Origin of the sequence: Rhodococcus sp. 66b (assembly GCF_002076325.1) — a bacterium.
Classification (GTDB): Bacteria; Actinomycetota; Actinomycetes; order Mycobacteriales; family Mycobacteriaceae; genus Rhodococcus_F; species Rhodococcus_F erythropolis.
Window position 1 is genome coordinate 68,410 of sequence record NZ_MUZB01000008.1, and the last position, 25,781, is coordinate 94,190.

At 63.2% G+C, this 25,781-nt stretch carries 25 protein-coding genes; 22 read left to right on the forward strand and 3 right to left on the reverse strand.

Going from position 1 to position 25,781, the window contains the following annotated elements:
* Window positions 1–6 precede the first annotated feature (6 nt).
* The 9 genes from B0E55_RS16390 to holA all read left to right on the forward strand — a co-directional run bounded on the left by B0E55_RS16390 (window position 7) and on the right by holA (window position 9,318).
* Complete coding sequence (locus tag B0E55_RS16390) at window positions 7–1,470, forward strand: vWA domain-containing protein (RefSeq protein ID WP_020908216.1); 1,464 nt, start codon at window positions 7–9, stop codon at window positions 1,468–1,470.
* 18 nt (window positions 1,471–1,488) lie between these two features.
* Window positions 1,489–2,205 (forward strand): nicotinate-nucleotide adenylyltransferase, encoded by a 717-nt coding sequence (nadD, locus tag B0E55_RS16395; RefSeq protein WP_080657183.1) that lies wholly within the window; start codon window positions 1,489–1,491, stop codon window positions 2,203–2,205.
* 46 nt (window positions 2,206–2,251) lie between these two features.
* On the forward strand, window positions 2,252–2,698 hold the full coding sequence (rsfS, locus tag B0E55_RS16400; protein ID WP_003944502.1) for a ribosome silencing factor: 447 nt from the start codon (window positions 2,252–2,254) through the stop codon (window positions 2,696–2,698).
* Window positions 2,695–3,369 (forward strand): histidine phosphatase family protein, encoded by a 675-nt coding sequence (locus tag B0E55_RS16405; protein ID WP_019749053.1) that lies wholly within the window; start codon window positions 2,695–2,697, stop codon window positions 3,367–3,369. The genes rsfS and B0E55_RS16405 overlap by 4 nt, the downstream gene beginning before the upstream one ends.
* Window positions 3,356–4,138, forward strand: coding sequence for a diglucosylglycerate octanoyltransferase (octT, locus tag B0E55_RS16410; protein ID WP_019749052.1), 783 nt, complete (start codon window positions 3,356–3,358; stop codon window positions 4,136–4,138). The genes B0E55_RS16405 and octT overlap by 14 nt, the downstream gene beginning before the upstream one ends.
* 4 nt (window positions 4,139–4,142) lie before the next feature.
* The gene (locus B0E55_RS16415) at window positions 4,143–4,985 is read left to right on the forward strand and encodes a DegV family protein (RefSeq protein ID WP_080910051.1); all 843 of its coding nucleotides are present in this window, start codon (window positions 4,143–4,145) and stop codon (window positions 4,983–4,985) included.
* Between the two features lie 81 nt (window positions 4,986–5,066).
* On the forward strand, window positions 5,067–5,987 hold the full coding sequence (locus tag B0E55_RS16420) for a ComEA family DNA-binding protein (RefSeq protein ID WP_080910052.1): 921 nt from the start codon (window positions 5,067–5,069) through the stop codon (window positions 5,985–5,987).
* Window positions 5,984–8,344 carry a ComEC/Rec2 family competence protein gene (locus tag B0E55_RS16425; RefSeq protein WP_080910053.1) on the forward strand — a complete coding sequence of 787 codons (2,361 nt, stop codon included), beginning with the start codon at window positions 5,984–5,986 and terminating at the stop codon, window positions 8,342–8,344. Before B0E55_RS16420 ends, B0E55_RS16425 begins: the two co-directional genes overlap by 4 nt.
* The gene (gene holA / locus B0E55_RS16430; RefSeq protein ID WP_003944476.1) at window positions 8,341–9,318 is read left to right on the forward strand and encodes a DNA polymerase III subunit delta; all 978 of its coding nucleotides are present in this window, start codon (window positions 8,341–8,343) and stop codon (window positions 9,316–9,318) included. Before B0E55_RS16425 ends, holA begins: the two co-directional genes overlap by 4 nt.
* A 666-nt stretch (window positions 9,319–9,984) precedes the next feature.
* Here the strand turns inward: holA and rpsT are convergent.
* Window positions 9,985–10,245 (reverse strand): 30S ribosomal protein S20, encoded by a 261-nt coding sequence (rpsT, locus tag B0E55_RS16435; protein WP_003944567.1) that lies wholly within the window; start codon window positions 10,243–10,245, stop codon window positions 9,985–9,987.
* A 197-nt stretch (window positions 10,246–10,442) separates the two neighbouring features.
* Here rpsT and B0E55_RS16440 point away from each other — a divergent pair, with 197 nt between their 5' ends.
* From B0E55_RS16440 to B0E55_RS16455, 4 genes are read left to right on the forward strand one after another with little or no spacing between them, the layout of a single operon-like run.
* Window positions 10,443–12,065 carry a circularly permuted type 2 ATP-grasp protein gene (locus B0E55_RS16440; RefSeq protein WP_019749047.1) on the forward strand — a complete coding sequence of 541 codons (1,623 nt, stop codon included), beginning with the start codon at window positions 10,443–10,445 and terminating at the stop codon, window positions 12,063–12,065.
* A gap of 56 nt (window positions 12,066–12,121) precedes the next feature.
* Window positions 12,122–13,093, forward strand: coding sequence for an alpha-E domain-containing protein (locus B0E55_RS16445; RefSeq protein WP_019749046.1), 972 nt, complete (start codon window positions 12,122–12,124; stop codon window positions 13,091–13,093).
* 8 nt (window positions 13,094–13,101) lie between these two features.
* Window positions 13,102–13,932, forward strand: coding sequence for a transglutaminase family protein (locus B0E55_RS16450; protein WP_007731033.1), 831 nt, complete (start codon window positions 13,102–13,104; stop codon window positions 13,930–13,932).
* 59 nt (window positions 13,933–13,991) lie between these two features.
* Window positions 13,992–14,765 (forward strand): aquaporin, encoded by a 774-nt coding sequence (locus tag B0E55_RS16455; protein ID WP_019749045.1) that lies wholly within the window; start codon window positions 13,992–13,994, stop codon window positions 14,763–14,765.
* 30 nt (window positions 14,766–14,795) lie between these two features.
* Here B0E55_RS16455 and B0E55_RS16460 read toward each other — a convergent pair whose 3' ends face one another.
* Entirely contained in the window at window positions 14,796–15,329 is a 534-nt protein-coding gene (locus B0E55_RS16460; protein ID WP_020969977.1) for a type II toxin-antitoxin system PemK/MazF family toxin, read from the reverse strand.
* A 72-nt stretch (window positions 15,330–15,401) separates the two neighbouring features.
* On the opposite strand from B0E55_RS16460, the gene lepA reads away from it, so the two are divergent.
* From lepA to B0E55_RS16475, 3 genes are all read left to right on the forward strand, one after another.
* Complete coding sequence (gene lepA / locus B0E55_RS16465; protein WP_003944564.1) at window positions 15,402–17,294, forward strand: translation elongation factor 4; 1,893 nt, start codon at window positions 15,402–15,404, stop codon at window positions 17,292–17,294.
* A gap of 6 nt (window positions 17,295–17,300) precedes the next feature.
* Entirely contained in the window at window positions 17,301–18,230 is a 930-nt protein-coding gene (locus tag B0E55_RS16470; RefSeq protein ID WP_080910054.1) for an NAD(P)H-dependent flavin oxidoreductase, read from the forward strand.
* 80 nt (window positions 18,231–18,310) lie between these two features.
* Window positions 18,311–19,291 carry an ABC transporter substrate-binding protein gene (locus B0E55_RS16475; RefSeq protein WP_241896082.1) on the forward strand — a complete coding sequence of 327 codons (981 nt, stop codon included), beginning with the start codon at window positions 18,311–18,313 and terminating at the stop codon, window positions 19,289–19,291.
* Window positions 19,292–19,348: 57 nt separating this feature from the next.
* Here B0E55_RS16475 and B0E55_RS16480 read toward each other — a convergent pair whose 3' ends face one another.
* Window positions 19,349–21,307: a glycoside hydrolase family 15 protein gene (locus B0E55_RS16480; RefSeq protein ID WP_003944557.1), complete on the reverse strand. Its 1,959-nt coding sequence runs from the start codon at window positions 21,305–21,307 to the stop codon at window positions 19,349–19,351.
* A gap of 82 nt (window positions 21,308–21,389) precedes the next feature.
* On the opposite strand from B0E55_RS16480, the gene B0E55_RS16485 reads away from it, so the two are divergent.
* The 6 genes from B0E55_RS16485 to B0E55_RS16505 all read left to right on the forward strand — a co-directional run bounded on the left by B0E55_RS16485 (window position 21,390) and on the right by B0E55_RS16505 (window position 25,742).
* Window positions 21,390–21,596: a hypothetical protein gene (locus B0E55_RS16485; RefSeq protein ID WP_080910056.1), complete on the forward strand. Its 207-nt coding sequence runs from the start codon at window positions 21,390–21,392 to the stop codon at window positions 21,594–21,596.
* A 123-nt stretch (window positions 21,597–21,719) separates the two neighbouring features.
* Window positions 21,720–21,809: an Ms4533A family Cys-rich leader peptide gene (locus B0E55_RS32555; protein ID WP_309599318.1), complete on the forward strand. Its 90-nt coding sequence runs from the start codon at window positions 21,720–21,722 to the stop codon at window positions 21,807–21,809.
* Window positions 21,810–22,005: 196 nt separating this feature from the next.
* Complete coding sequence (locus tag B0E55_RS16490; protein WP_003944569.1) at window positions 22,006–23,037, forward strand: sulfate ABC transporter substrate-binding protein; 1,032 nt, start codon at window positions 22,006–22,008, stop codon at window positions 23,035–23,037.
* A 7-nt stretch (window positions 23,038–23,044) separates the two neighbouring features.
* The gene (gene cysT / locus B0E55_RS16495; RefSeq protein ID WP_003944556.1) at window positions 23,045–23,893 is read left to right on the forward strand and encodes a sulfate ABC transporter permease subunit CysT; all 849 of its coding nucleotides are present in this window, start codon (window positions 23,045–23,047) and stop codon (window positions 23,891–23,893) included.
* Window positions 23,890–24,696 (forward strand): sulfate ABC transporter permease subunit CysW, encoded by an 807-nt coding sequence (gene cysW / locus B0E55_RS16500; protein ID WP_003944503.1) that lies wholly within the window; start codon window positions 23,890–23,892, stop codon window positions 24,694–24,696. Before cysT ends, cysW begins: the two co-directional genes overlap by 4 nt.
* Window positions 24,693–25,742 (forward strand): sulfate/molybdate ABC transporter ATP-binding protein, encoded by a 1,050-nt coding sequence (locus B0E55_RS16505; RefSeq protein WP_020908203.1) that lies wholly within the window; start codon window positions 24,693–24,695, stop codon window positions 25,740–25,742. Before cysW ends, B0E55_RS16505 begins: the two co-directional genes overlap by 4 nt.
* The last annotated feature ends 39 nt before the right edge of the window (window positions 25,743–25,781 follow it).

Here is a 25,781-nt window from a genome sequence, read left to right on the forward strand (position 1 = left end):
TCTGTCATGGCTCCCGCAGGATCGACGTCGCCGCTCTCACCCGGCGGCCTGGCAGCGCCGCACGGGATTCCCGGTCACCTCGTCGATTTTGTCGAGGCTCTGCGACGACGCGGAATCATGGTCGGCCCGTCCGAGACCGTCGACGCCGGTCAGGTCATGTCGGTTCTCGACCTGCTCGATCGTGAAGCGCTTCGTGAAGGGCTGGCATGCTCGCTCCTGCGTCGACCTACCCACCGGGCGACGTTCGACGCCGTCTTCGACCTGTGGTTCCCCAAGGCGATCGGTGACCGTGCGGTCGGCGACGTCGACGTCACACTGCCGCGCAAGCCAGACGGCTCGATCGACCTACAGGCATTGCGTGAGCTGATCGCCGAACTGCTGACAGACGGCAGCGACGAGGCGATGGAGATGACCGAACTCCTGACCGCCGCGATGGTCGAGGAACTCGGGCAGTACCAGTCGAGTAACGGCCCGTCGTTCTCCGCCTATCAGGCGCTGCGCGACGTCGCCCCGGAGACGTTGCTCAACAAGATCCTGCAAGGTCTACTCGGCAACCAGGAAGGCGCCGGGTCCGAGGGCAAGGACAATTCCGACTATCAGTCCGAGGTCGCCAAGCGCACGGCAGCGCAGCGCATCGCGGACTTCCGCAAGATGGTCGAGAAGGAAACGCGTCGACGCACCGCCGAGAATCTGGGTAAGGAACGCGTCGCCACGTACGGCGTTCCGAAACTCGCCGAGGAAGTCGACTTCCTGCGGGCCTCCGACGCCGAACTCACCACACTGAAGAAGAACGTCGCACCACTCGCGCGTCTGTTGGCCAGCCGTCTCGCGGTGCGTCGTAGCCGCTCTCGCTCGGGTTCGATCGACCTGCGTCGCACGTTGCGCAAGTCCATGTCGACGGGCGGAGTGCCAATCGATCTGGTGCAGCGCAAGCCGAAGCGAGCGCGGCCGGAACTTGTGGTGATGTGTGACGTGTCGGGTTCGGTAGCGGGGTTCAGCCATTTCACCCTGCTCCTCGTCAACGCGTTGCGCGAGCAGTTCTCACGAGTGAGGGTGTTCGCGTTCATCGACACGACCGACGAGGTCACGCGGTTCTTCGACTCGAACGCAGACCTCGGGTCCGCGATGTCACGGATGGTGCGTGAAGCCGAACTGATCACCTACGACGGCCACTCCGACTACGGGCACGCCTTCGGGGTCTTCCAGGAGAAGTTCGCGCAGTCGATCACCAGTCGCACGTCGCTGCTGGTACTCGGCGACGGTCGCAACAACTACCGCGATCCCAACCTCCAGTCGCTGTCGCAGATGGTTGCGGTTGCCAAGCACGCACACTGGCTCAACCCTGAGCCGAAGGGGCAATGGGGAACGGGTGACTCCGCGGCGAAGGTGTACAACGAGGTCATCAGCATGCACGAGTGCCGCTCGGCCCAGCAGCTTGCCGACGTCGTGTCCCGTCTGCTGCCGGTCTGACCCGTAAGCTCGACACTCGTGCAGAAGGGACTATCGGTGGAACGTGCTCGACGCCTCGGAGTGATGGGTGGCACCTTCGACCCCATTCACCATGGCCACCTCGTTGCGGCCAGTGAGGTCGCCGACCGGTTCGGACTCGACGAAGTGATCTTCGTCCCCACCGGGCGGCCCTGGCAGAAGCAGGGGAGGGGCGTCAGTCCTGCCGAGGACCGGTACCTCATGACGGTCATCGCCACCGCCTCCAACCCGCGGTTTTCCGTCTCTCGGGTCGACGTCGACCGTGAAAAAGTGACGTACACCGTGGACACACTGCGAGACCTCCGGGCCTACCATCCCGACGCCGAACTCTTCTTCATCACCGGTGCCGATGCGCTGGCCAGCATCCTTTCCTGGCAAGATTGGGAAGAGTTGTTCGCATTGGCGAAGTTCGTCGGGGTATCGCGACCGGGTTTCGATCTCAATGCAGAGCATCTGGCCGGTCACCTCGACACCATGCCCGCCGACGCGGTCACGTTGATAGAGATTCCGGCACTTGCCATTTCGTCGACCGAATGTCGGCGTCGGGCAAGTGAAGACCGCCCCGTCTGGTACCTGGTGCCGGACGGAGTGGTGCAGTACATCTCGAAGCGGAACCTGTATCGACCTGTCGACGCGGAGCGCCGCGACGGAGCTACAACGATGTCGGAGCCCGCACCGGGGAAGTCGGAAGCCGTCCCGGGCGCCGAATCGAGCTAGCCGAGAACAACAAGTACTTTCTGAAGACGAAACTGGAGAACATCGAGTGAGTGCAAACACCGAAGCCATCGACATGGCACGCATCGCGGCCTTGGCAGCCGACGAGAAGCTGGCCACCGAAGTGGTGGTGCTCGATGTGTCCGAACAGTTGGTCATCACGGACTGCTTCGTGATCGCATCTGCGACCAACGAGCGTCAGGTCAACTCGATTGTCGAGAACATCGAAGACCGCCTCCGCGAAGCGGGACACAAGCCGGTCCGCCGTGAAGGCACCCGCGAGGGCCGCTGGGCACTGCTCGACTACGCCGACATCGTCGTCCACGTCCAGCATGACGAGGAGCGCAACTTCTACGCTCTCGATCGTCTGTGGAAGGACTGCCCGACGGTCGAGGTCGAAGGCCTCGGACAGAACCGTCCCGGCCCCGCCGATGCCAACACGGTGTTCGAGACCGACACGGTTTCCGAGCCGGACGCGCAGGATCCCTCGCTGTGACTTCGTCGGCGCCCAGTGCGGCGTCGAACCCTGTCCGCCGGCTCATCCTGCTGCGTCACGGACAGACCGAATACAACGCCGACTCTCGGATGCAGGGGCAACTCGACACCGACCTGTCGGAGTTGGGACGCACGCAGGCCAAGAGTGCAGGTCCGGTGATCGCCGATCGCAGACCGTTGACGATCGTGTCCTCGGATCTGCGGCGCGCGTATTTCACGGCAGTCGCTGTCGGTGACGCCGCCGGACTTCCGGTCCTCACCGACACGCGTCTGCGTGAGACACACCTGGGTGAATGGCAAGGCCTGACTCATCATGACGTCGACGAACGCACTCCCGGTGTGCGATCTGCCTGGCGAGCGGATGCCACGTTGGCGCCGCCCGGCGGCGAAAGCCGAATCGACGTCGCGAATCGCAGCCTCCCCGTAGTTCACGAATTGCTCGACACGCACCCGGACTGGGCCGAGCGGCCCGTAGTTCTGGTGGCGCACGGAGGCTTGATCGCGGCACTGACAGCGGCATTGCTCGACCTACCCGTCGATCGCTGGGCCGTCCTCGGCGGATTGGGAAACACCAGTTGGGTGCAACTCAGCGGACACGGTGACGTCAAGTCGATCGAGTGGCGACTCGACGTATGGAATGCTTCTGCGAGTGTCGCAAATGACGTCCTCTGAAAGTGCCGACGGGCAGCGCCCCGTCCTCCTCGTGCTCGCGGATTCGCTGTCGTATTTCGGCCCCAAAGGCGGCCTCGCGGCAGATCATCCACGCATCTGGCCCAATATCGTGGCCGACGAACTCGGCTGGGACGTCGAGTTGGTCGCCCGTATCGGCTGGACGTGCCGCGACGCGTGGTGGGCACTGACTCAGGATCCTCGTGTGTGGGCGGCGGTGCCGCGGGCCGGCGCCGTCGTGTTCGCGGTCGGCGGTATGGACTCGCTACCGTCCCCATTGCCTACCGCGCTCCGCGAGACCATCCGCTACGTTCGGCCACCCGCGCTTCGACGCGTGGTGCGCGAGGGTTATCAGTGGCTGCAGCCGCGGCTTGCGCCCCTGGGCCGCCCGGTCGCACTTCCGCCCAAGCTGAGCGTCGAGTATTTGGAAAGCTCGCGAAATGCGTTGGAGTACATGCGGCCGGAACTGCCGATGATCGCGACCCTGCCGTCGGTGCACCGCAGCGATGCCTACGCGAGCGTGCACGCCGGACGACCTGCCGCGGTGTCCGCGATCACCGAGTGGGCTACGGAGAAAGACGTTCCCGTAGTCGATCTCGCGGATGCAGTGCGTGACAACGTCTTTTCCGAGAACGGCAACCCCGACGGTATTCACTGGGGTTGGGACGGTCATGTCGGTGTAGCCCGCGCGATGATCGCTGCGATTCGCGGGGTCGAGTCGAAGAAAGTGGTTTCGCCGCAACTGGTATCACCGCCGAGCGAAGTCGGGTAGCAGAATGCCGGTCGTCGTCGTCACGGATTCCTCCGCCTGCATCCCGCAGGAGTCGGCCGACGCATGTGGGATTCAGGTGGTTCCGCTCCATGTGCTCCGTGACGGCTGCGACTTGCGTGAGGGTGTCGACGCAATGCCGAGCGACCTGTCAGGAGTGACAACGGCCGGAGCGTCACCCGCCGAGTTGTCCGAAGCGTATGCCCGCGCCCTGGACATGAGCGACGGTGACGGCGTTCTCGCCGTGCACATTTCACGGCAACTCTCGGGAACGTGGGAAGCCGGACGAGTCGCAGCCCAGGAGTTCGGTGGCGCCGTCCGGATCGTCGATTCGCAGTCGGCCGGAATGGGTTTGGGCTATCCCGCTCTCGAAGCTGCGCGCTTGGCCGAGAAGGGCGCGTCACTCGAAGAGGCGTACGGCCGGGCGGTCGACGTCGCGAGTCGTGGGCGCTGCTACATCGTCGTCGACAAACTTGATCAATTGCGTCGGGGCGGACGAATCGGAACCGCAGCCGCGTTGTTGGGTACTGCATTGGCGATGAAGCCGATCCTGCATCTGGTGGACGGCAAGCTCGTGCTCGGTGAAAAAACACGTACGACGACCAAAGCGCTTGCACGCTTGGTGGATTCGGCAGTCGAGCGCGCCGGTCTCGGCCGCGTGGCGATAGCCGTGCATCACATGCGAGCGCGAGAGCGTGCCGACGCGATAGCGGAACAGTTGGCCGAGCGCATTCCCGATGTGGCGGAATCCGTGGTCACCGACTTCAGCGCGGTTATCGGAGCGCACGTCGGTGTCGGCGCGATCGGTGTTGTGGTGTGCCCGCTGCCGGAGATCGACCCGAGCGCCTGATCGTTTCTCCACAATCCCCGAGTTCTCCACAGATCGAAATTGCTCGTCTTCGGCGGCATGGTCTCTCGTTAGCGTCCAGTCATGAGGATCAGCGAGGAGCGCGAGCGGGCGCGTGATCGTCTCGCGGCGATGGACGGGAACTACCGGCAGCGACAGGCCGTCGACGAATTCGAGGATTCAGCGTCTTTCGAGAGGTCCCCGCAGCCATTCGAGAGGTCCCCCGAGTGGCTTCAGGACTTCGACGAAGACGAATACGAGGCTCAACCCGGCTCGTCACGGTTCGATCGGCTGCCCGAGCGCTGGCGCGGTACGCGTTGGCGCCCGAGCCGATCGGCGACCTGGGTGTTGGCGATCGTTGCGGCCCTGGCCACGGCAATCGGCTTGTTCACGGTGTGGTGGGATTCTCCGAGTTTGCAGGCGGTCCCACCGTTGCCCTCGCCCCAGAATGTCACGGAGCAGAATGTCACGGCGCAGAATGGCACTGCCGACGATGGTGAATCAGCCAGTCCCGTACCGACCGGCGTCGTAGCGGAGCAGTCGCCTGAGGCTTTGGTGGTCAGTGTCGTCGGACTCGTGCGCACGCCTGGGCTTGTCAACCTTCATTCGGGCTCGCGCATCGCCGACGCGCTCGCTGCGGCAGGTGGAGTGCTCGAGGGCGCCGAGACGGTGGGCCTGAATCTGGCACAGAAGCTTGCCGATGGTGATCAGATCGTGGTGGGGGCCGCCGATCAGTCCGGTGGTGTTTCAGCGAGTTCGAGTACCACTGCGGGAGGGACCGGCCCCGCCGCTGCGGGGGAATCCGGCGGGGCTGGTCTGGTGAACCTCAACACCGCTACCGAGGCCGAACTGGACGACCTTCCCGGGGTAGGGCCGGTAACGGCTGCGGCGATCATCTCCTGGCGAACTTCCAACGGAAAATTCACGGACATAGAACAATTGGGGGAAGTCGACGGGATCGGCCCGGCAAGGTTGGCCAAACTGCGAGTGCTGGTATCGGTGTGAACGAACCGGAAGTCTCGCCGGTCCTCGACGCTCGACTGCTACCGTCGGCCGTCGCAGTGTGGGGGAGCAGTGCGGTGGGGATCCTGTTCGGCGCGGTCGCCGCGTGGGTACTGGCGGTGGCATGCGCTATTCCAGCGGCAATCCTCACTTACGCGGTTGTGCGCCGGACATCAGCGGTGTGGGTACGAATCATGTTGGTTGCATTGCTGTTCGGTGCCGGATGCAGTGTCGTCAGCGGGTGGCGGGCGACCGAGGTCGAGGGGCACCCACTGACCCGGGCTGCCTTCGAAGGAGCGTGGGTGAGTGTCGAAGTGGAACCCTCGGAGGATCCGCACGCAGTCTCTGGCGCGGCGGGTCAAGGTCAGATTTTCTTCAGGGCAACCGTCAATTCGGTGACTTCCCAGAATCACAGGTACTCCGGAGGCGGCCTGGTCACCATCCGGGCACCCAGTTCGTCGTGGCTCGAAGTTGTTCCAGGGCAGAGCCTCACGGTTCGCGGCCGGGCGAGTCAGCCATGGCGTAGCGATTCCACACTCGCGGTGATCACGTCCGAAGGGCCTCCCGTCGCGGTGGGAGAAGTGCCCTGGTATCAGCGATGGGCGAGTGTAGTGCGTACTCGTTTCGCCGCTGCGTGCTCGGCTGCGCTCCCGCCGGATCAGGCAGGTCTGCTGCCTGGCCTCGTCGTCGGAGACACATCGGCGTTGTCGCCGGTGGTGAAGGACAACTTCACCGTTGCCGGGCTTTCCCATCTGACCGCGGTGTCCGGCGCCAATATCAGCATTCTGCTCGGGGCGGTTCTGCTGCTGGTCAGAGCCGCGGCGCTCAGTCCGCGCGTCGGTGCTGCTTTGGCGCTGGTAGCCCTCGTTGCGTTTGTTGTCGTCGCGAGGCCGTCGCCGAGTGTTCTGCGCGCCTCGGTGATGGGCCTGATCGGCCTGCTCAGTCTGGTGACCGGTCGACGCAAACAGGCACTGCCTGCTCTTGCCGCAGCCGTCATCGTTCTGGTTGTCGTGATGCCCGAACTTGCCGTCGACTGGGGGTTTGCGCTGTCGACCACGGCCACGGGCGCGTTGGTAATCATTGCTCCGGTGTGGGTGGAGGTGCTTCGTCGACGAGGTTGGCCCCGTTGGTTTTCGGAGATGACAGCCGTCTCGAGTGCTGCGTTTGTCGTGTCTGCGCCACTGGTGGGCGCCATGGCGGGAACCTTCAGTGTGGTTACGATTGCCGCGAACATGGCCGTGGCGCCTGTGATCGGAATCATCACGGTGTTCGGTGCGGTGATTGCCTTGTGTGCGCTGATCTGTCCACCGATCGCGGTGTTCATCACGCCGCTGGTCCGGCCGCCGATGGGGTGGCTGCTGTACGTGTCCGAGCGGGCGGCGGCGCTTCCCGGAGCGTCGGTGGTGGTGCCGTCAGGGCTCATCGGTGCTCTGATCGTCGTGGGCGTCTTACTGGCCGCGGCCCTGACGCTGTGGAATCGGATCTCGAGATGGGTCGTCGGCGTCCTCGTTCTGGGAGTTGTTCTAGCCCTCGTCTTTCAGCACGTGTTCGGCGGTGGTCGTATTGCTCCGGGGTGGGTACTGGTGATGTGCGACGTCGGTCAAGGGGACGGTCTTGTGCTCTCGACTGGAGACGGCAGGGTGATCGTCATCGATGTCGGTCCTGATCCCACGTCGATGGATCGTTGCCTGAACATGTTGGACGTCAACGACATCGCGTTGCTGATGATCAGTCATTTTCACGCCGATCACATCGGTGGATTGGAAGCAGTCCTGAGTGGGCGTTCGGTCGCTGCGGTCGGAGTCGGGTCGATGTTGTTGCCGGAGTCAGGTTTTCGGGCGGTGAAGGATGCGGCCGAATCGCAGGCCGTTCCGGTTGTCTCGTTGCGTGCAGGTATGGAGTTGACGTTGGGATCGGTGAACATGGAGGTTCTCGGACCGTTGCTTCCGGCTCCCCGCGATACGGGGGACGGCGCGGACGCCGCCAACGATCAGTCGCTGGTGGTGATGGCACACACGGACGCGGGTCGAATTCTGTTGACGGGCGACGCCGAAGTTGCGGGGGAGAAGGCCATCCTCCGATCGGGAACGGACGTGAAGGCCGATGTGTTGAAGCTGCCCCATCACGGTTCTCGGACCACATCGTCGGCATTTCTGGAAGCGGTGCGTCCGCGGTTGACGATGATCAGCGTCGGCGACGGCAACAGTTTCGGGCACCCGAATGAGGAGGTTCTCGACGAACTGGTTTCGTTGGGCGGGGCGGTGGTTCGGACCGACGCCGACGGCACCGTCGCTGTGTACGGCGGGGGCGGCGGGTCTGTGTCGATCGTGTCGGTTCCTCGTGGGACCATCTTCGGGTGAGTAATCCGTCTGGAGTCGATCCGCTGCATCTTGTTCTCGGGGACGACGAGTTCCTGATCGACCGCACGGTATCGCAGCTCATCAGAGCCGTCCGCGGTGACCGCGGCCAGGGTATTTCGGATCTCCCGGTGACCAAGATGCGTGCCGGAGACACCAATGCTCCCGAGTTGGCTGAGCTGCTCAGCCCCTCTCTTTTTGCCGAAGACCGTGTGATCGTCCTGGAATCGGCCGCAGAAGCAGGCAAAGATGCCGTAGCTCTTGTTCTCGAGGCGGCGCGTGAGCCGGCAGAAGGCGTCGTTCTGATCGTCGTGCACTCGGGCGGCGGTCGCGCGAAGGCGTTGGCGCCGGCCCTCGAGAAGCTCGGCGCGACGGTTCACAACTGCGGAAAACTGAACAAGAGTCAGCTTGTCGACTTCGTCCGGGGTGAGTTTCGGACCGCCGACGTGAGGGTTGCTCCCGATGCGATCGCCGCGATGATCGAAAGCGTCGGCTCCAACCTTCGCGAACTTGCGTCGGCCTGCTCGCAATTGGCGGCAGATACCGGCGGCAAGATCGACGTGGATGCAGTCCACAAGTACTACTCGGGCAAGGCCGAGGTTTCCGGATTCGATGTGGCCGACAAAGTTATCGTCGGCGATACCCGGGGTGCGCTCGAGGCTCTGCGATGGGCTGACCAGATCGGAACTGCGCACGTTCTGCTCGCTGACGCCCTCGCCGATGCAGTCCACACCATCGCCAAGGTCGGCCCGTTTGCACGGGGCGGTGACCCGTTCCGGTTGGCGTCGGATCTCGGGATGCCGCCGTGGAAGGTCAAGAAGGCGATCAAGGAAGTCGGCGGTTGGGATCCCACGTCGATCGGCGCTGCGATGCAGATCGTCGCCGCTCTCAATGCCGACGTGAAGGGCGCCGCAGTCGACTCGTCCTTCGCTCTGGAGATGGCAGTGCGGAAAGTGTGCGCGTTGCGGAAGAACTGAGGACAACATGGCCGATCGCGCGGCCGGCCAGAAGTAGTCCGACGACAGTGGCGGCCGTGGCCTCGGCCACCCGGTAGTCGAGGCGTTTCACGCAGGCTTGCTCCAACTGGGTGTGCGGAATGGCCTGAGGCCGTGTCGTTGGTTCACCAGTCCTGATGTCGGTCACTCGTAGGGAGTCGTTCGGCGCCGGATTCATCACACTGCCGCAGACAATTGTTTCTTGGCCGATGCTGTCTACCGGCACCTTCACGGTGGTGAGAAGCGCTCGTCCAGTGGCGAGAAACGCCAGAATCGCAACGAGTGAACACATCACGCCGAAGAAGATCCAGAATTCGCCCCGTTGCCTGCGCCTCCACCATCCGTAGCTTGCTGCGACTCCGACGACTGCAACCGTCAATGATTCCCACCAACGAGGGATCCCCAGGGCTGCCAATACGCCGAAAGCGACGACCGCCCAGAAGACAGTCGTGAACAACCAGCTGCGAGGGCGTTTCCCGTTGACCGCCATCATCAGATGGTCGCAGCCCGATCCACATATTCCGTGCAAGACATGGATGGCGGGTTTTTGCTCTGATCCGATTGAGCACGCAAAATAGCCGCCTGGTCTTTCGACCTGGCGGCTATCGAGACGAACCAGTATGACGGCGAACCGTCACAGTGGAAACGTCAGAGCTTGTTGGCAGCCTGCGAGAGTGCAGACTTCTTGTTGGCAGCCTGGTTGGCGTGAATGACGCCCTTGCTGGCTGCCTTGTCGAGCTTGCGGCTGGTGGAGACGAGGAGCTCGTTGGCCTTGTCCTTGTCACCGGCTGCCGCAGCCTCGCGGAATGAACGGATCGCGGTACGCAGCGAGGACTTCACCGACTGGTTACGGAGTCGGGCCGCCTCGTTGGTACGGATTCGCTTCACCTGGGACTTGATGTTGGCCACGCGTAAAATCCTTGTCGTCTTTAGCTGGTTACGGTCGAAAAAGCTGTGGGCGCACTGATGCACCGACTGGCAAGATTACCAGCCGAGGGCCCAAGAACCCAAACCGTCGCACGTTGCGTCTGTCGAGAAGGGTACACCGAGCGCCCGATTTCTCGCCGCGCTGCCGAATAGCCCCACTTGTAGCAGCATGTTGCCCTATGACGCCGCCGCCTTCGAAAAGTTCGAGTAAAACAGGTTCGACCACCACCCGAGCGCGTCCTGCCGCAGTGTTCGACGGATATTCAGACATCGGTCGCTACGAGTTGGCTTTCGACGAGATGTTCGAGCCCGACGGCTCGGTGCGTGCCCCGTACAAGGGTGTGTACAAAGCCCTGGCGCCGACGAGCAGCGCCGACCTTGCCGCGCGTGCCGACGCACTCGGACGCGCATTCATCGACCAGGGCGTGACGTTCTCGCTTTCCGGGCAGGAACGACCGTTTCCGTTGGATCTGGTGCCGCGCGTCATCGCCGCGCAGGAGTGGTCGCGGCTGGAAAAGGGCATCAAGCAGCGGGTGAAGGCGCTCGAGCTGTTCCTTGCGGACATTTACGGCGAGCAACGAATCCTGCGCGATCACGTATTGCCGCGCCGCCTGGTGACCTCGTGCGAGCACTTCCACCGTGAAGCAGCCGGCATCGTGCCGCCCAACGGTGTGCGAATCCATGTCGCGGGTATCGACCTGGTCCGAGACGAGGCGGGAGAGTTCCGAGTTCTCGAGGACAATCTGCGATCTCCGTCCGGTGTCTCCTATGTGATGGAAAACCGTCGCACCATGACTCGGGTGTTCCCGGATCTGTTCATGTCCCACAAGGTGCGGGCGGTAGGTGATTACGCAACACACCTGCTGAGGGCGCTGCGTGCGGGTGCTGCACTCAACGAAGCGGACCCGACAGTGGTTGTTCTCACACCGGGTATCGCCAATTCCGCCTATTTCGAGCATTCATTGCTCGCTCGTCAGATGGGTGTGGAACTCGTAGAAGGTCGCGACCTGTTCTGCCGCGACAACATGGTGTATATGCGCACGACGGAAGGCGAGCGTCAGGTCGACGTCATCTATCGCCGCATCGACGACGAGTATCTCGACCCGATGCACTTCCGTCCGGATTCGATTCTCGGCGTCGCAGGCCTACTGAATGCGGCGCGAGCGGGCAACGTGGTGATCTCGAGTGCCGTCGGCAACGGAGTCGGTGACGACAAACTCGTCTATACCTATGTTCCGCAGATCATCGACTACTACCTCGGTGAGAAGCCGCTCTTGCAGAACGTCGACACGTTCCGCTGTTGGTTGGACGAGGAGTGCGAGCAAGTCCTCGACCGCGTCGCCGAACTCGTCATCAAGCCGGTGGAAGGGTCCGGCGGCTACGGAATCGTCTTCGGACCGGACGCGAGTCCCAAGGAACTGGCCGCGATCACCCGCAAGATCAAGGCAGACCCGCGCGGGTGGATCGCGCAGCCTCTCGTGCAGCTGTCCACGGTGCCGACCAAGATCGACGATGTTCTCTCGCCGCGCCACGTGGACTTGCGACCCTTTGCCGTCAACGACGGTGAGGACGTGTGGGTGCTGCCCGGCGGCCTGACCCGGGTGGCACTTCCGGAAGGTTCGCTGGTGGTCAACTCCAGCCAGGGCGGCGGAAGCAAGGACACATGGGTGCTCGCCAGCCGCAGCTCGGACGAGGACCCAGAGCTGTCCGGTGAGGAACTGGTGTCCGAGCCCCCGGAATCCGCGGAGCCGGTGCAGGGACCCGAACTGAGCACCTCTCAGCAGCAGCAGCAACAACAGTGAACACCTCAGAAGTGCCCAGCTACCAAGAACTATCAGCGAACGGAGCGTGGTGACCGATGCTTGCTCGCAACGCAGAGTCCCTCTACTGGATCGGCCGCTACGTCGAGCGCGCCGACGACACCGCTCGGATCCTCGACGTCGCCGTCCACCAACTGCTCGACGACGCAACCGTCGACCCGGACCGCACGTCGCGTCTGCTCCTGCGTGTCCTCGGCATCGAAGCGCCGGAGGAGAAGCTCGACGTACGCTCGCTCACCGATCTGGTTGCGTTCAGCCGCAATCAGGTTGGATCGATCGTGGACTCGCTGGCAAGTGCCCGTGAGAATGCTCGCGGAGCACGTGAGGTCACGTCGAGCGAGATGTGGGAGTGCCTGAACACCACGTACAACGGACTGGCGGAGCGTGAACGCGCGTCACGCAGGCTGGGGCCACACGAGTTCTTCCGCTATGTGGAGGAACGCGCAGCGATGTTCGCGGGGCTGGCGGATTCCACGCTCAGCCGCGACGACGGTTACCGGTTCCTTCTGCTGGGCAGGTCGATCGAACGTGTCGACATGATTGTGCGGATGCTCCTGGCGCGCGCTGGTGACCGCCCGTCGTCGCCGGCGTGGGTCAGTGTTCTTCGCTCGGCAGGCGCACATGACACGTATCTGCGTACTTATCGCGGAGCGCTCGACGCCAATCGGGTGGTCGAATTCATCTTGTTGGACAGACTCTTTCCGCGCTCGGTGTTCCATTCGATCAGGCAGGCCGAGAAGTGCCTGCAGGAACTCGACCCGCAGCCGGGCAGCCGCGTCGGAATCCGGGCGGAGGCGCCGCGGCTTCTCGGCCGCGCACGCAGCGAACTGGAGTTTCTGCCGCAGGGCGTGTTGCTCGAAGATCTGCAAGGACGGTTGCTCGGTTGGCAGGAGACCTGTCGCGAACTGGGTGAGGCGATTGCATTGCAGTACTTCCACGCTGCGCCGTGGGTCGCGTGGACGGATGCCGGCGCCGCGTATGCGGAGTCGACGGTGGAGGGAGAGCTGTGAGCTGGCGAATGAGGGTCGTGCACACCACGGGATATGCGTACGACGCCCCGGTGACGTCGTCGTACAACGAAGCGCGATTGACACCCCGCGGCGACACCAGGCAGACGGTGATCCTCACGCGCGTCGAAACCCAGCCGGCAACGCGTTCCTATAGGTACACCGATTACTGGGGCACCGCGGTGACCGCCTTCGACTTGCACGCGCCGCACACGGAGTTGGAAGTGACCGGACTGTCGGTGGTGGAGACGGAACCGTTTGTTCAGCCTGAGGAAACCGTCGACTGGGATGAATTGTCGGGAAACGCGATTAAAGATCGATTCAACGAACAACTGAGTTTCACGAGATATGTTCCGCGTGATCGTAAGCTGGCGACAATTGCCAAGGAATTGCGCAAAGATAAATCACCTGAAGATGCAGTAGTGGCTGCGTCGCAATGGGTTTACGGTGAAATGTCATATGTTCCGGGTACGACCGGAGTGCATACGTCGGCGGTCGAGGCCTGGTCGGCCAGGAAAGGCGTCTGCCAGGATTATGCACATCTGACCTTGGTGTTGCTTCGAACGATGGGCATTCCCTGTCGGTACGTTTCCGGCTATCTCCACCCCAAACGTGATGCGGCAGTCGGGGACACGGTGGTCGGGGAATCGCACGCGTGGATCGAAGCGTGGACCGGCGCGTGGTGGGGATATGACCCGACCAATGCGATAGCTGTGAATGAACAGCATGTCTCGGTCGGAATAGGAAGGGACTATTCGGATGTGCCGCCTTTGAAGGGAATCTTTTCCGGTGGACGCTCCACAGATCTCGAAGTTGTTGTGGAGATCACCAGGCTTGCGTAAAGTCCGGCAAATCTAGGCGCGTGAGCATTACTACCGTTCGATGAGAAGAAGGTGGGAATATGTCTCCAACTGCACAGGAATTGACTGAGATCGAACCGATCTCGGATGTGAAGAAGTATGCGGCCGAAGCGGTGGGGACATTTGTGCTCGTGTTCTCCGCGGTCGGAACTGCCGTCTTCGCAGGTGCGAAAGTCGGCAATCTCGGAGTTGCCTTCGCATTCGGCTTGACCCTGCTGTTCCTCGTATATGCGATCGGACCGATTTCCGGTTGCCACGTCAACCCAGCCGTGACTCTCGGCCAATTCGTGATCGGGCGCATCTCGGCCGTCAATGCGGCGATTTACGTTGTCGCGCAAGTGATCGGCGGCTTGGTCGCCGGCGTCGTGATCTACACGGTGGCCAACAGTCTCCCGGCGTACAACCGGGCCGCAGATGGCCTCGGCGCAAACGGTTGGGGCGCACACAGTCCGTCGGCCGAGAAGAATCTTCTCGGACAGGTGGTTTCCGACGGTTACGGCATCGGTGCCGCCATGATCATCGAGATCCTCCTGACCGCACTGTTGGTATTCGTCGTTCTCGCGTCGACCGACCAGATCTCCGACGTGCCGCTCGCCGGGGTGTCCATCGGCTTCACCCTGGCCGTCATTCACCTGATCTCGATCCCGATCGACAACACCTCCGTCAACCCTGCTCGAAGCCTCGCTGTCGCGCCGTTCCAGGACGGTGCACTCGGTCAGGTGTGGTTGTTCATCGTGTTTCCGCTGATCGGCGGTGCGCTCGGTGCACTCATCTATCGAGCACTCTTCGGACGGTTCAACCGTCTGGACAGCTGATCGATACTGTTTCCATCGTTCGGGTCGGCTTCAGCTCCAGCTGAAGTCGGCCCGAAGTTTTGCCGCGACCGCGTCGAACTTCTTGTGATCCATGACGGCGCCCTCGCGCCGAATCCCGCTCTCGGGAACGTCGAGCACCCGGTCGAGCCGGACCCAGCTGGGCCTTCCCTCGCCGTCCCACGGGCCCGAACCGATTGCGAGCCAATCACGCTCGCCTTCGCGTTTGCTCTGCGAGGACAGCATCAAACCGAGCAGCGTGTTGCCGTCGCGGCCGACAACCAGCACCGGGCGGTCTTTGCCCTGGGTCGGATCCTCCTCGTAGGCAACCCAGGTCCAGACGATTTCGCCCGGATCGGCCTTGCCGTCGAGGTCGGGGGAGTACTCGACCTTGCGGGCGCGATGTGCGGTCGGAGACGTTCGCGCGGCGATCGGGCGGCCGGACGGACCCGGCTTCGAGGCAGACGACTGAGACGTGGACGACTGCAACTGGCGCAGCAACGCAGGGCCCTTCTCCACCGCGAGGGCGCCGAGGGTTCTGCCGATCTGCTTCCACATGCTTGCCATAGCGTTCGAGCATAATCACCCACCCGTGGGAACCCCTGGTACGGCGGCGCCGAGACTTGGATATCCTGAGGGTTGACAGTGGCCCGGATCCGGGCCGGTGCCGGTCCGACTAAGGGGTCTCCCATCAGCAGCTTCGCCGACAAGACGTTCACGGATCCTGCGCAGATCCGGAACTTCTGCATCATCGCGCACATCGACCACGGTAAGTCGACGCTGGCAGATCGCATGCTTCAGCTCACCGGCGTGGTCGAAGAGCGGGCGATGCGTGCGCAGTACCTGGACCGCATGGACATCGAGCGTGAACGCGGCATCACCATCAAGGCCCAGAACGTTCGTCTGCCCTGGACCGTCGACGGCGAAGAGTTCGTCCTCCACCTCATCGACACACCCGGCCACGTCGACTTCACGTACGAGGTCTCCCGCGCGCTCGAAGCATGTGAGGGTGCAATTCTGCTGGTCGACGCAGCTCAGGGCATCGAAGCTCAGACGCTGGCCAATCTGTACCTGGCGATGGAGAAGGATCTCAAGATCATTCCCGTCCTCAACAAGATCGACCTCCCGGCCGCGGATCCCGACCGCTATGCCGAAGAGATTGCGCACATCACCGGCTGCGAGCCAGGCGATGTCCTGCGCGTCTCGGGCAAGACCGGCATGGGCGTCAAGGAACTGCTCGACGAGGTGATCAAGCAGGTACCTGCACCCGTCGGCGATGCAGACGGCCCCGCCCGCGCGATGATCTTCGACTCCGTTTACGACGCGTACCGCGGCGTGGTCACCTACGTGCGTGTGGTCGACGGTCGGATCCGTCCCCGCGAGAAGATCACGATGATGTCCACGGGCACCACACACGAACTGCTCGAGGTCGGCATCATCTCGCCCGAGCCGAAGGCCAGTATCGGTCTGGGCGTCGGCGAGGTGGGCTACCTCATCACGGGTGTGAAGGACGTCCGCCAGTCGCGCGTCGGTGACACCGTCACCACAACCCGCAACGGCGCGACCGAACCGCTGGTCGGCTACCGCGATCCGAAGCCGATGGTCTATTCCGGTCTCTACCCGATGGACGGCTCGGACTACCCGGTGCTGCGCGACGCTCTCGACAAGCTCCGTCTCAACGACGCCGCCCTGGCGTACGAGCCGGAGACGTCGGTTGCCCTCGGATTCGGCTTCCGCTGCGGCTTCCTCGGCCTGCTGCACATGGAGATCACCCGCGACCGCCTCGAACGTGAGTTCGGCCTCGAACTGATTTCCACTGCGCCCAACGTCGTCTACCGCGTCGTGATGGAGGACGGGGCCGAGGTCATCGTCACCAACCCGTCGTACTGGCCGGAAGGCAAGGTGCGCGAGGTCTACGAGCCGGTCGCCAAGTGCACCGTCATCGCCCCGAGCGAGTACGTCGGCGCCATCATGGAGCTGTGCCAGTCCCGTCGCGGTGAGCTCGGCGGCATGGACTACCTCTCCGAGACTCGCGTCGAACTGCGCTACGAACTGCCCATGGGCGAGATCATGTTCGACTTCTTCGACGCCCTCAAGTCCCGCACCAAGGGATACGCCAGCCTCGATTACGAGGAGGCCGGTGAGCAGCAGGCCGACCTGGTGAAGGTCGACATCCTTCTGCAGGGCGAGGCCGTCGACGCGTTCTCCTCGATCGTGCACCGCTCCAACGCCGGTGCTTACGGCGGACGCATGACGTCGAAGCTTCGTGAGCTGATTCCTCGCCAGCAGTTCGAGGTTCCGATTCAGGCCGCGATCGGCGCGAAGATCATCTCGCGCGAAAACATTCGCGCAATCCGCAAGGACGTTCTTGCCAAGTGCTACGGCGGCGACATCAGCCGTAAGCGCAAGCTGCTCGAGAAGCAGAAGGAAGGCAAGAAGCGCATGAAGACCATCGGTCGCGTCGAGGTGCCGCAGGAAGCATTCGTGGCGGCCCTGACGTCGGAATCGGTCGGCGAGAAGCCCAAGAAGTAGGAGCGCATGGTCACCACCTGGTTGTCCCGAGAGTTCGGAATCGAAATCCCGGTTCTCGGGGCGCCCATGGGTGGTCGCGCGGGCGGCGCGCTCGCCGGAGCTGTTTCGGCGGCCGGTGGGTTGGGTCTGCTCGGTGCGGCCCGGTACAACACACCGGAGTGGATCGAGGCCGAAGCCGAAGTGGCCCGCTCGATCGGCGGAAAGTTCGGCGTCGGCCTGATGACGTGGTCGCTGCCCGAGAACGAGTTGATGCTCGACGCCGCGATTGCCGTCGAGCCGACCATGATCACCTTGTCGTTCGGTGATCCCGCCGCGTATGTCGGACGAATCCACGATGCGGGCATTCCCGTTGTGTCACAGATCAATACGCTCGAGGACCTTCGTATTGTCGAGGCCGCAGGTGTTGACGCTGTGATCGCGCAAGGCGGTGAGGCAGGCGGTCACACGGGCCGAATCGGAACCTTGCCGCTGCTGCAGGAGATCCTCGAAGCGACATCACTTCCGGTGCTGGCAGCCGGCGGAATCGGAACCGGACGCGGTTTGGCCGCCGTCCTGGCGGCCGGTGGCGAAGGCGTGATGATCGGAACGGCGCTGCTCGCCAGCCCGGAGACGGTCGGGCCGGACTATGCCCGCGACCGCGTCGTCGAAGCCGGAAGTGCGGACACGATTTACACCTCGGTATTCGACCGAGCGCGCAGTCAACCGTGGCCGCAGCGGTGGGGTGGCCGCGCGGTGGCCAACGAGTTCACTGCCGCGTGGCACGGAGTCGACGCCGACGAGGAAACGCTGGCACAGGCGTACGACCCGTCGGATCCGCACAGCGGAGTCGTCTATGCCGGAGAAGCTGTCGGACTCGTGCACGGAACCCATCCGGCCGGCGATGTGGTTCGACGCATCGGCGCGGATGCGGAGCGTCTGCTCTCTCGTTTCGCCTGAAAGCAAGGTCGGACACAGCCGGGTCCCATATGAGAAGGTAAGCCTCTACTAACTAGTGGAGGAGTATTTTCGTGCGTGCGATGAAGTTCTCGGCGGTGGCTCTCTTGGGAGCACTGGTCGTAGGTATCAGTGGATGTTCGTCCTCGGACGCCGACGAGATCGCGGACGGTCGGGTCACCACGATCGATCACAAGTTCGGCGCCACCACGATCACCGGGACGCCGACGCGTATCGTCGCGGCCGACACCCAGTGGCTCGACGCTCTGCTCGAACTCGGAATCCAGCCGGTGGGGTACCTGGCTGCCGGCCCGATGGGCGACGAGCGTGGCCTGTTCCCGTGGGAGAGCGGCGTGGACGCGTCGGCGAAGGAACTTGATCGCTCGGCGATCCAGCAGTTCGGTGTCCCGCTCAAAGCTGAAGAAATTGCAGCATTGGATCCCGATCTGATTCTCGGCGGGTTCTCCGTCGCCGATCAAGACGATTTCGACCAGTTGAGCAAGATCGCTCCGACAATTGCCGGTCTGTCCGACGTCCAGGTCGATCCGTGGCAGGACCAGGTCGAGATTCTCGGTCGAGTTCTCGACAAGGAGTCGCGCGCCGACGAGATCGTCGAGGCGACAAGCGGGCAGATCGATGCGCTCGCGCAGCGGCTGCCAGGCCTGAAGGGCAAGACGGCGCTTCTGTCGCAGTACGTCTTCCCGACGTCGCAGTTGGTGATCGTCGCCGATCCCAAGGACGGCGCATCGGGATTGTTCACTAGCCTGGGAATGTCGTTGCCGCCCAAGCTCGTCGAAGAGGCGGGCGTTACCGGTGGCCGGCTGATGCTCAGCCCCGAACGGGTCGACGCTCTGAGCGCCGACGTCGTGGTGTTGCTGCCGAACGGCGGAACGCTGGAAGACATGATGAAGCTGCCGGGGTTCGCTGACCTATCCGCAGTCAAGAGTGGCGGTCTGGCCATCGTCGACTATCCGACAGTTGCCGGGTTGAACACTCCGTCGTCGCTGTCGCTGAAGTACTCGCTCGAATCGATCACGCCGCAGCTCGAAGCGGTGGCCGGCTAGCATTGCTGTGCGCCTTTATTAACCGCGGGCGGTTAATAAAGGCGCACAGCAGGGGGTCTAGGTCGCGTTGTGCGCGGGCTGGAAAGCTCCGGCTTCGGCAGCTTCCTCGGCGCGGATCACGTGGACCACGGCGTTGATCAGCGCCAGGTGTGTGAACGCCTGAGGGAAGTTACCCAGATGGCGACCGGTGTGGGCGTCGATCTCTTCGGCGTACAGCTTGAGCGGGCTCGCGAACCCGAGCAGACGCTCGCAGAGATGCTTTGCCCGATCCAGTTCGCCGATCTCGACGAGGGCGGAGACGAGCCAGAAGGAACAGATGGTGAACGTGCCCTCCTCTCCGCTCAATCCGTCGTCGGTGGTGTCGACGCGATAGCGCAGGACCAACCCCTCCTCGGTGAGCTCGTCGGCGATCGCCAGTACCGTTGCCCGGATGCGCGGATCGTCGGCCGGCAGGAAGCGCAGCAGCGGTGCCAACAAGAGCGACGCGTCGAGTGAATCGTGGCCGTACCGCTGCGTCAGAACTCCACGCGAGTCGACTCCGTGCGCGAGGATGTCGGCCTTGATCTCGTCCGCGATGGCCGTCCATTGCTGCGCAAAGCTCTTCTCGCCCTGCATCTCCGCCAGCTTGGCGCCGCGATCGAGTGCGACCCAGCACATGATCTTCGACGACGTGAAGTGCTGTGGTTCACCGCGCACCTCCCAGATCCCACGGTCGGGTTGGCGCCAGTGCTTGATCGCTTCTTCGACCTGCTTCTTGAGTAGCGGCCACAGCGCTTCGGGGACACGCTCGCGGGTGCGGATGTGGAGATACACCGAGTCGAGCATGGTGCCCCAGATGTCGTGCTGCTGTTGATCGAATGCGCCGTTGCCGATGCGCACCGGACGGGCACCGTCGTATCCGGAGAGATGGTTGAGTTCGGATTCCTCGAGTGTGCGCTCGCCGCCGATGCCGTACATCACCTGCAAGGGATGCGGCTGACCGTTGTCCGAACTCGACACGTCGTAGATGAAGTTGAAGAAGTCGTTGGCCTCACGGTCCAACCCGAGCGTGTAGAGGCCCCACAGTGCAAAAGTAGAGTCGCGAACCCATGCGTAGCGGTAGTCCCAGTTACGTTCTCCGCCTGGTGTTTCCGGTAGCGATGTTGTCGAAGCCGCGAGCAAGGCTCCGGTCGGTGCGTAGGTGAGCCCCTTGAGTGTGAGCGCACTGCGCTGCAGGTATCCGCGCCACGGGTGATCGGGGAACTTGCCGATCGTCACCCACTCGCGCCACGACTTGGACGTCTGCCACATCTTGTCGGCGGCCTCGTCGAACGTCTGCGGCGCGGGAAGATCCGACCACGAGAGCGCGACGTACACGTTGTCGCCTTCGACCAGTCGCGTCCGGGCCCGTGCCTCACGACCTTCCAGGCCCAGTCGTAGGTCGGTGGTCAAGCGCAGAGTTGGGTGGTCTCCGGGCTTGGCGGAGCGACACGTTGCCGTTGCTTCCTCGTAGACCTTTCCGGTGTACTCCCAATTCGCCGTGCCGCGGTGATAGTCGAACGCGGGCTCGCAGCTCATCTCGAGTTCAACGGTGCCGCTGACGCATTTGACCGTACGGAGAAGGGTGTGTTCGGCATCCCAGTCTGTGGGTGTGCGCTTGTGGGTGTTCGATCGCTTGTCGACGTTGTGCCAAGGACCGAGGACCAAGGCGTCGCGTACGACGAGCCAGCCGGTCTCGGTCTGCCAGGTGGTCTCGAGGATGAGTCCGCCCGGCAGATAGCGCCGAGCGGCCGGGACGTTCTGGCCGTAGGGGCCGATACGGAAATGGCCTGCGCTGCGGTCGAGGATGGCACCGAACACGCTGGGGGAGTCCGGGCGGGGAACGCACATCCACTCGACAGATCCGTTACGGGCAATCAGGCACGAGGTTTCGCAATCGGAAAGAAACGCGTAGTCGTCGATAGGGGGAAAGTTGCTTCGATGGTGACCCGTGGAGGCGGGAGGAATCGTCTGCACCACTTCGTCGTCAGCACTCATTCGGCCATCATCCGGCCAGAATCGACACACGTCCAATCCACACGCTGTCGGGACCGTATCGTCCGAAGGATAGGGTGTTGGCGTGGATCGGATAGCGGATTGGTGGGACAGCTTCGAGCTGTGGATGGCGGGGCTCCCGTTCATCCCGCAAGTCGCGTTGGTCCTGATCGTCGTCGTTCCGCTGTGCCGCCTGGTGGCCGTCGGTCTGGATCGCGTGTTGGCCGCCGTTCTCGCTCTGCCGCTCTTCGGCTGGTTGCGTAGGAATTCTCGAGAAGTAGAGGAAAGCTGATGCCCCGCTCACGGGTCACTCTCGCCCTGATAGCCCTGATTCTCCTCGTGATCGTCGCGTGGCTTCTCACCCGTTAGTTCTCCCGATTAGAGCGGGCGCCGGTGCTCTGCTAAAGTCCACCGCGTGTCCGAAGCAACAGCTCCCGTAATCCGCCATCAGTTGGCGTTGATTGCTGTCGGCATGCTCGACGTCGCTGACGTCGCCTGTTGTTGATTTCCTGAGTTCGACCTCTCCGGTGGTGCTGCGCACCCCACTCGAACTTCTCTGCGCGTAACTCGCGCCCCCGATTCAGGGCTCATTGCCCGTCGGCTCTCCATGTCTGAACATCCCGATGGAATCAGCCCCAGAGGTCTCGGACTTGTCGTTTGACCAACCCTCGTTTGTCAGTCCTTTCAGGAAGGTATCTGCAATGAAACGCCGTTCCCGCACACTTCTCACTGCTATCGCGACCATGGGGGCCGTGGTACTCACAGCGTGCAGTGGTGGCTCGAGCGACACCGTGGGTGGTGACAGCGCCGCCAGCGACGGTAGCGCCGGCACGATCAACCTGTTCGCCTACGCCGTGCCGAAGCCCGGCTTCGACAAGCTCACCGCAGCCTTCCAGGCGACAGACGAGGGCAAGAACGTCAACTTCAATCCTTCGTACGGCGCCTCGGGCGACCAGTCGCGCAAGGTGAAGGACGGCGCCGAGGCAGACTTCGTCAACTTCTCCGTCGAGCCCGACATCACCCGCCTGGTCGATGCCGGTCTGGTAGATCAGAACTGGAACCAGGACGCCTACAACGGAATTCCGTTCGGATCGGTAGTCACCATCGTGACGCGTCCGGGGAACCCGAAGGGCATCAAGGACTGGGACGACCTGCTTCAGCCCGGCCTCGAGGTCGTCACGCCGAACCCGTTCAGCTCCGGCTCGGCCAAGTGGAACCTCTTGGCGCCGTACGCCGCCAAGAGCGACGGTGGCAAGAACCCGCAGGCGGGTCTCGACTACGTCACCGCCTTGGTCAACGATCACGTCAAGATCCAGCCCAAGTCGGGACGCGAGGCTTCGGAAGCCTTCCTGCAGGGCAGCGGTGACGTTCTGATCAGCTACGAGAACGAGGCACTGTTCATCGAAGGCAACGGCGACCCGGTCGAGCACGTCACCCCGCCCACGACCTTCAAGATCGAGAACCCGGTTGCCGTGATCTCGAACAGCAAGGTCCTCGACAAGGCGACCGCGTTCAAGGACTACCTGTACACGACCGAGGGTCAGACGCTCTGGGCCGAAGCAGGATTCCGTCCCGTTGATCCCGCCGTCGCTGCCAAGTTCACCGACAAGTTCCCCGAGCCGACCAAGCTGTGGACCATCGCAGACCTCGGCGGCTGGAAGGCCGTGGACAGCGCTCTGTTCACCAAGGACACCGGTTCGATCGCAGTGATCTACGACAACGCGACCAAGTAAGACTGACGTGACTGACACTATTGACCCCACCCCCGTGGCTCGTCGGCGAAAACTCGCGCGGGTCACGGGGAGTGTGGGGCCGCTCGGAATCGGAGTGGCCACCCTGTGGCTCTCCGTGATCGTTCTGCTTCCGCTCGCCGCGTTGACCGCCACCGCGTTCGACGAGGGGATCTCCGGATTCTGGGACGCCATCACCGCACCCGTCGCCTTGGCGTCGTTGCGCGTGACGTTGTTGGTCTCGGTGATCGTGGCATTGATCAACGTCGTGATGGGCACGATCATCGCGTGGGTGCTGGTCCGGGACGACTTCCCGGGCAAGCGCATCGTCAACTCGATGATCGATCTGCCGTTCGCACTACCGACCATCGTGGCGTCGATCGTGCTGCTGTCTCTCTACGGCCCGCAGTCACCGATCGACATCCACCTCAATGCAACCCAGCCCGGACTGATCGTGGCATTGGCCTTCGTGACCTTGCCGTTCGTGGTTCGCTCGGTGCAGCCGGTGCTGATGGAGGTCGACCGCGAAGTCGAGGAAGCCGCTGCATCGTTGGGGGCTTCCAACTGGACGATCTTTCGTTCCGTCGTTCTTCCGACGCTGGCGCCTGCCGTCATCTCCGGCGCGGGGCTCGCATTCGCCCGAGCGATCGGTGAATACGGCTCGGTCGTTCTGATCGGCGGCAATATCCCACGCGTGACACAGATGACGTCGCAGTACATTCAGCAGCAGATCGAGATCGATCGTCCGACCAACGCCGCTGCCGTCTCGGTAGCGTTGCTGGCCATCGCATTCGTGACGCTGTTCGTCCTGCGAATCTTCGCCTCGCGGGGACAGCGACGTGAGGAGAGTTCCCGATGAACGTGTCCAGAGGATCGAAGATCGGTCTGCGGACCATCGCTCTCGTCTACCTGTTCGTGTTGTTGGTCGTGCCGATCGGTGTGATCCTGACGCGAACGTTCGAGAACGGAATCGGCCCGTTCCTCGAATCGATCACGACACCGGCAGCGATCTCCGCGCTGAATCTTTCGCTGATCATCGTGGCGATCGTGGTCCCGATCAACGTCGTGTTCGGTGTTGTCACGGCTCTGGCACTCGTGCGTGGGCGTTTCCCGGGGCGGGGCGTACTGCAGTCGGTGGTCGACCTGCCCTTCGCAGTCTCGCCCGTCGTCGTCGGCGTGTCGTTGATTCTTCTGTGGGGTGCCAACGGTTGGTTCGGCGGCATCGAATCGTTGGGGTTCAAGGTCATCTTCGGCTTGCCAGGCATGGTGATCGCGACGATTTTCGTGACGCTGCCCTTCGTCGTCCGGGAAGTCGAACCCGTACTTCACGAGATCGGCGACGAGCAGGAACAAGCAGCCGCGACGCTCGGTGCCTCGGGTTGGCAGACGTTCTGGCGGATCACCTTGCCCGCGATCCGTTGGGGCTTGACGTACGGAATCGTGTTGACGGTGGCGCGTTCGCTCGGTGAATTCGGCGCAGTGATCATGGTCTCTTCCGGCTTCCCCGGGGTATCCCAGACACTGACATTGCTGGTGCATTCGCGATACATCGACGACCACAACACCTTTGGTGCGTATTCGGCGGCAACGCTGCTGATGGGCATCGCCATCATTGTCCTGTTGCTGATGACGCTGCTGGACCGTAAGAGGAGCACCACATGATCACAGTGACCGGGGCCCGCAAGAACTACGGTGATTTCGCGGCGCTCGACGACGTGACGGTCAACATTCCCTCGGGTTCGTTGACGGCATTGCTCGGGCCCAGTGGCTCGGGAAAGTCGACGTTGCTGCGTTCGATCGCAGGGCTCGAAGAACTCGATTCGGGAACCATCACCATCGCAGGCAAGGACGTCACCGGCGTCTCGCCGCAGAAGCGAGACATCGGTTTCGTGTTCCAGCACTACGCGGCGTTCAAGCACATGACGGTGCGAGACAACGTGGCGTTCGGGCTCAAGATCCGCAAGCGCCCGAAGCCGGAGATCGAGAAGAAGGTCAACGAACTTCTCGAGATCGTCGGCCTCGACGGCTTTCAGCATCGGTACCCCGCGCAGCTGTCCGGCGGTCAACGTCAGCGCATGGCGTTGGCGCGCGCTCTGGCGGTGGATCCGCAGGTGCTCCTGCTCGACGAGCCCTTCGGCGCCCTCGACGCGAAGGTCCGTGCCGACCTGCGCACGTGGTTGCGCCGCCTGCATGACGAGGTGCACGTCACCACCGTCCTGGTCACACACGACCAGGAAGAGGCTCTCGACGTCGCCGACCGCATCGCGGTGCTGAACAAGGGGCGGATCGAGCAGATCGGTGAACCTGCCGACCTGTACGACCGCCCGTCCAACGACTTCGTGATGTCCTTCCTCGGATCCGTCGCGAAGCTCAACGGGCAGTTGGTCCGTCCGCATGACATCCGTCTCGGCCGCGATCCGAGCATGGCTCTCGCTCAGGAGTCCGGAACGGCCGAGTCCCTCGGCGTCACACGCGCAACCGTCGAGCGCGTCGTGTATCTCGGCTTCGAGGTTCGAGTCGACCTGCGCAACGAGGCAACCGGTGAGTTGTTCTCGGCTCAGGTCACCCGCGGTGACAGTGCAGCTCTGCACCTCGAGGCGGGGGAGACGGTCTACGCCCGGGCTACCCGGGTGCCGGATCTGCCGGAGACTCCGGTGGTGACGCCGGAGCAGGAGCCGGTGACGGTGAGCGTCGTCGGCCAGGTATGACCCGCTAGCCCTGTTTGACCTGTTTCACCCCCACTCCTG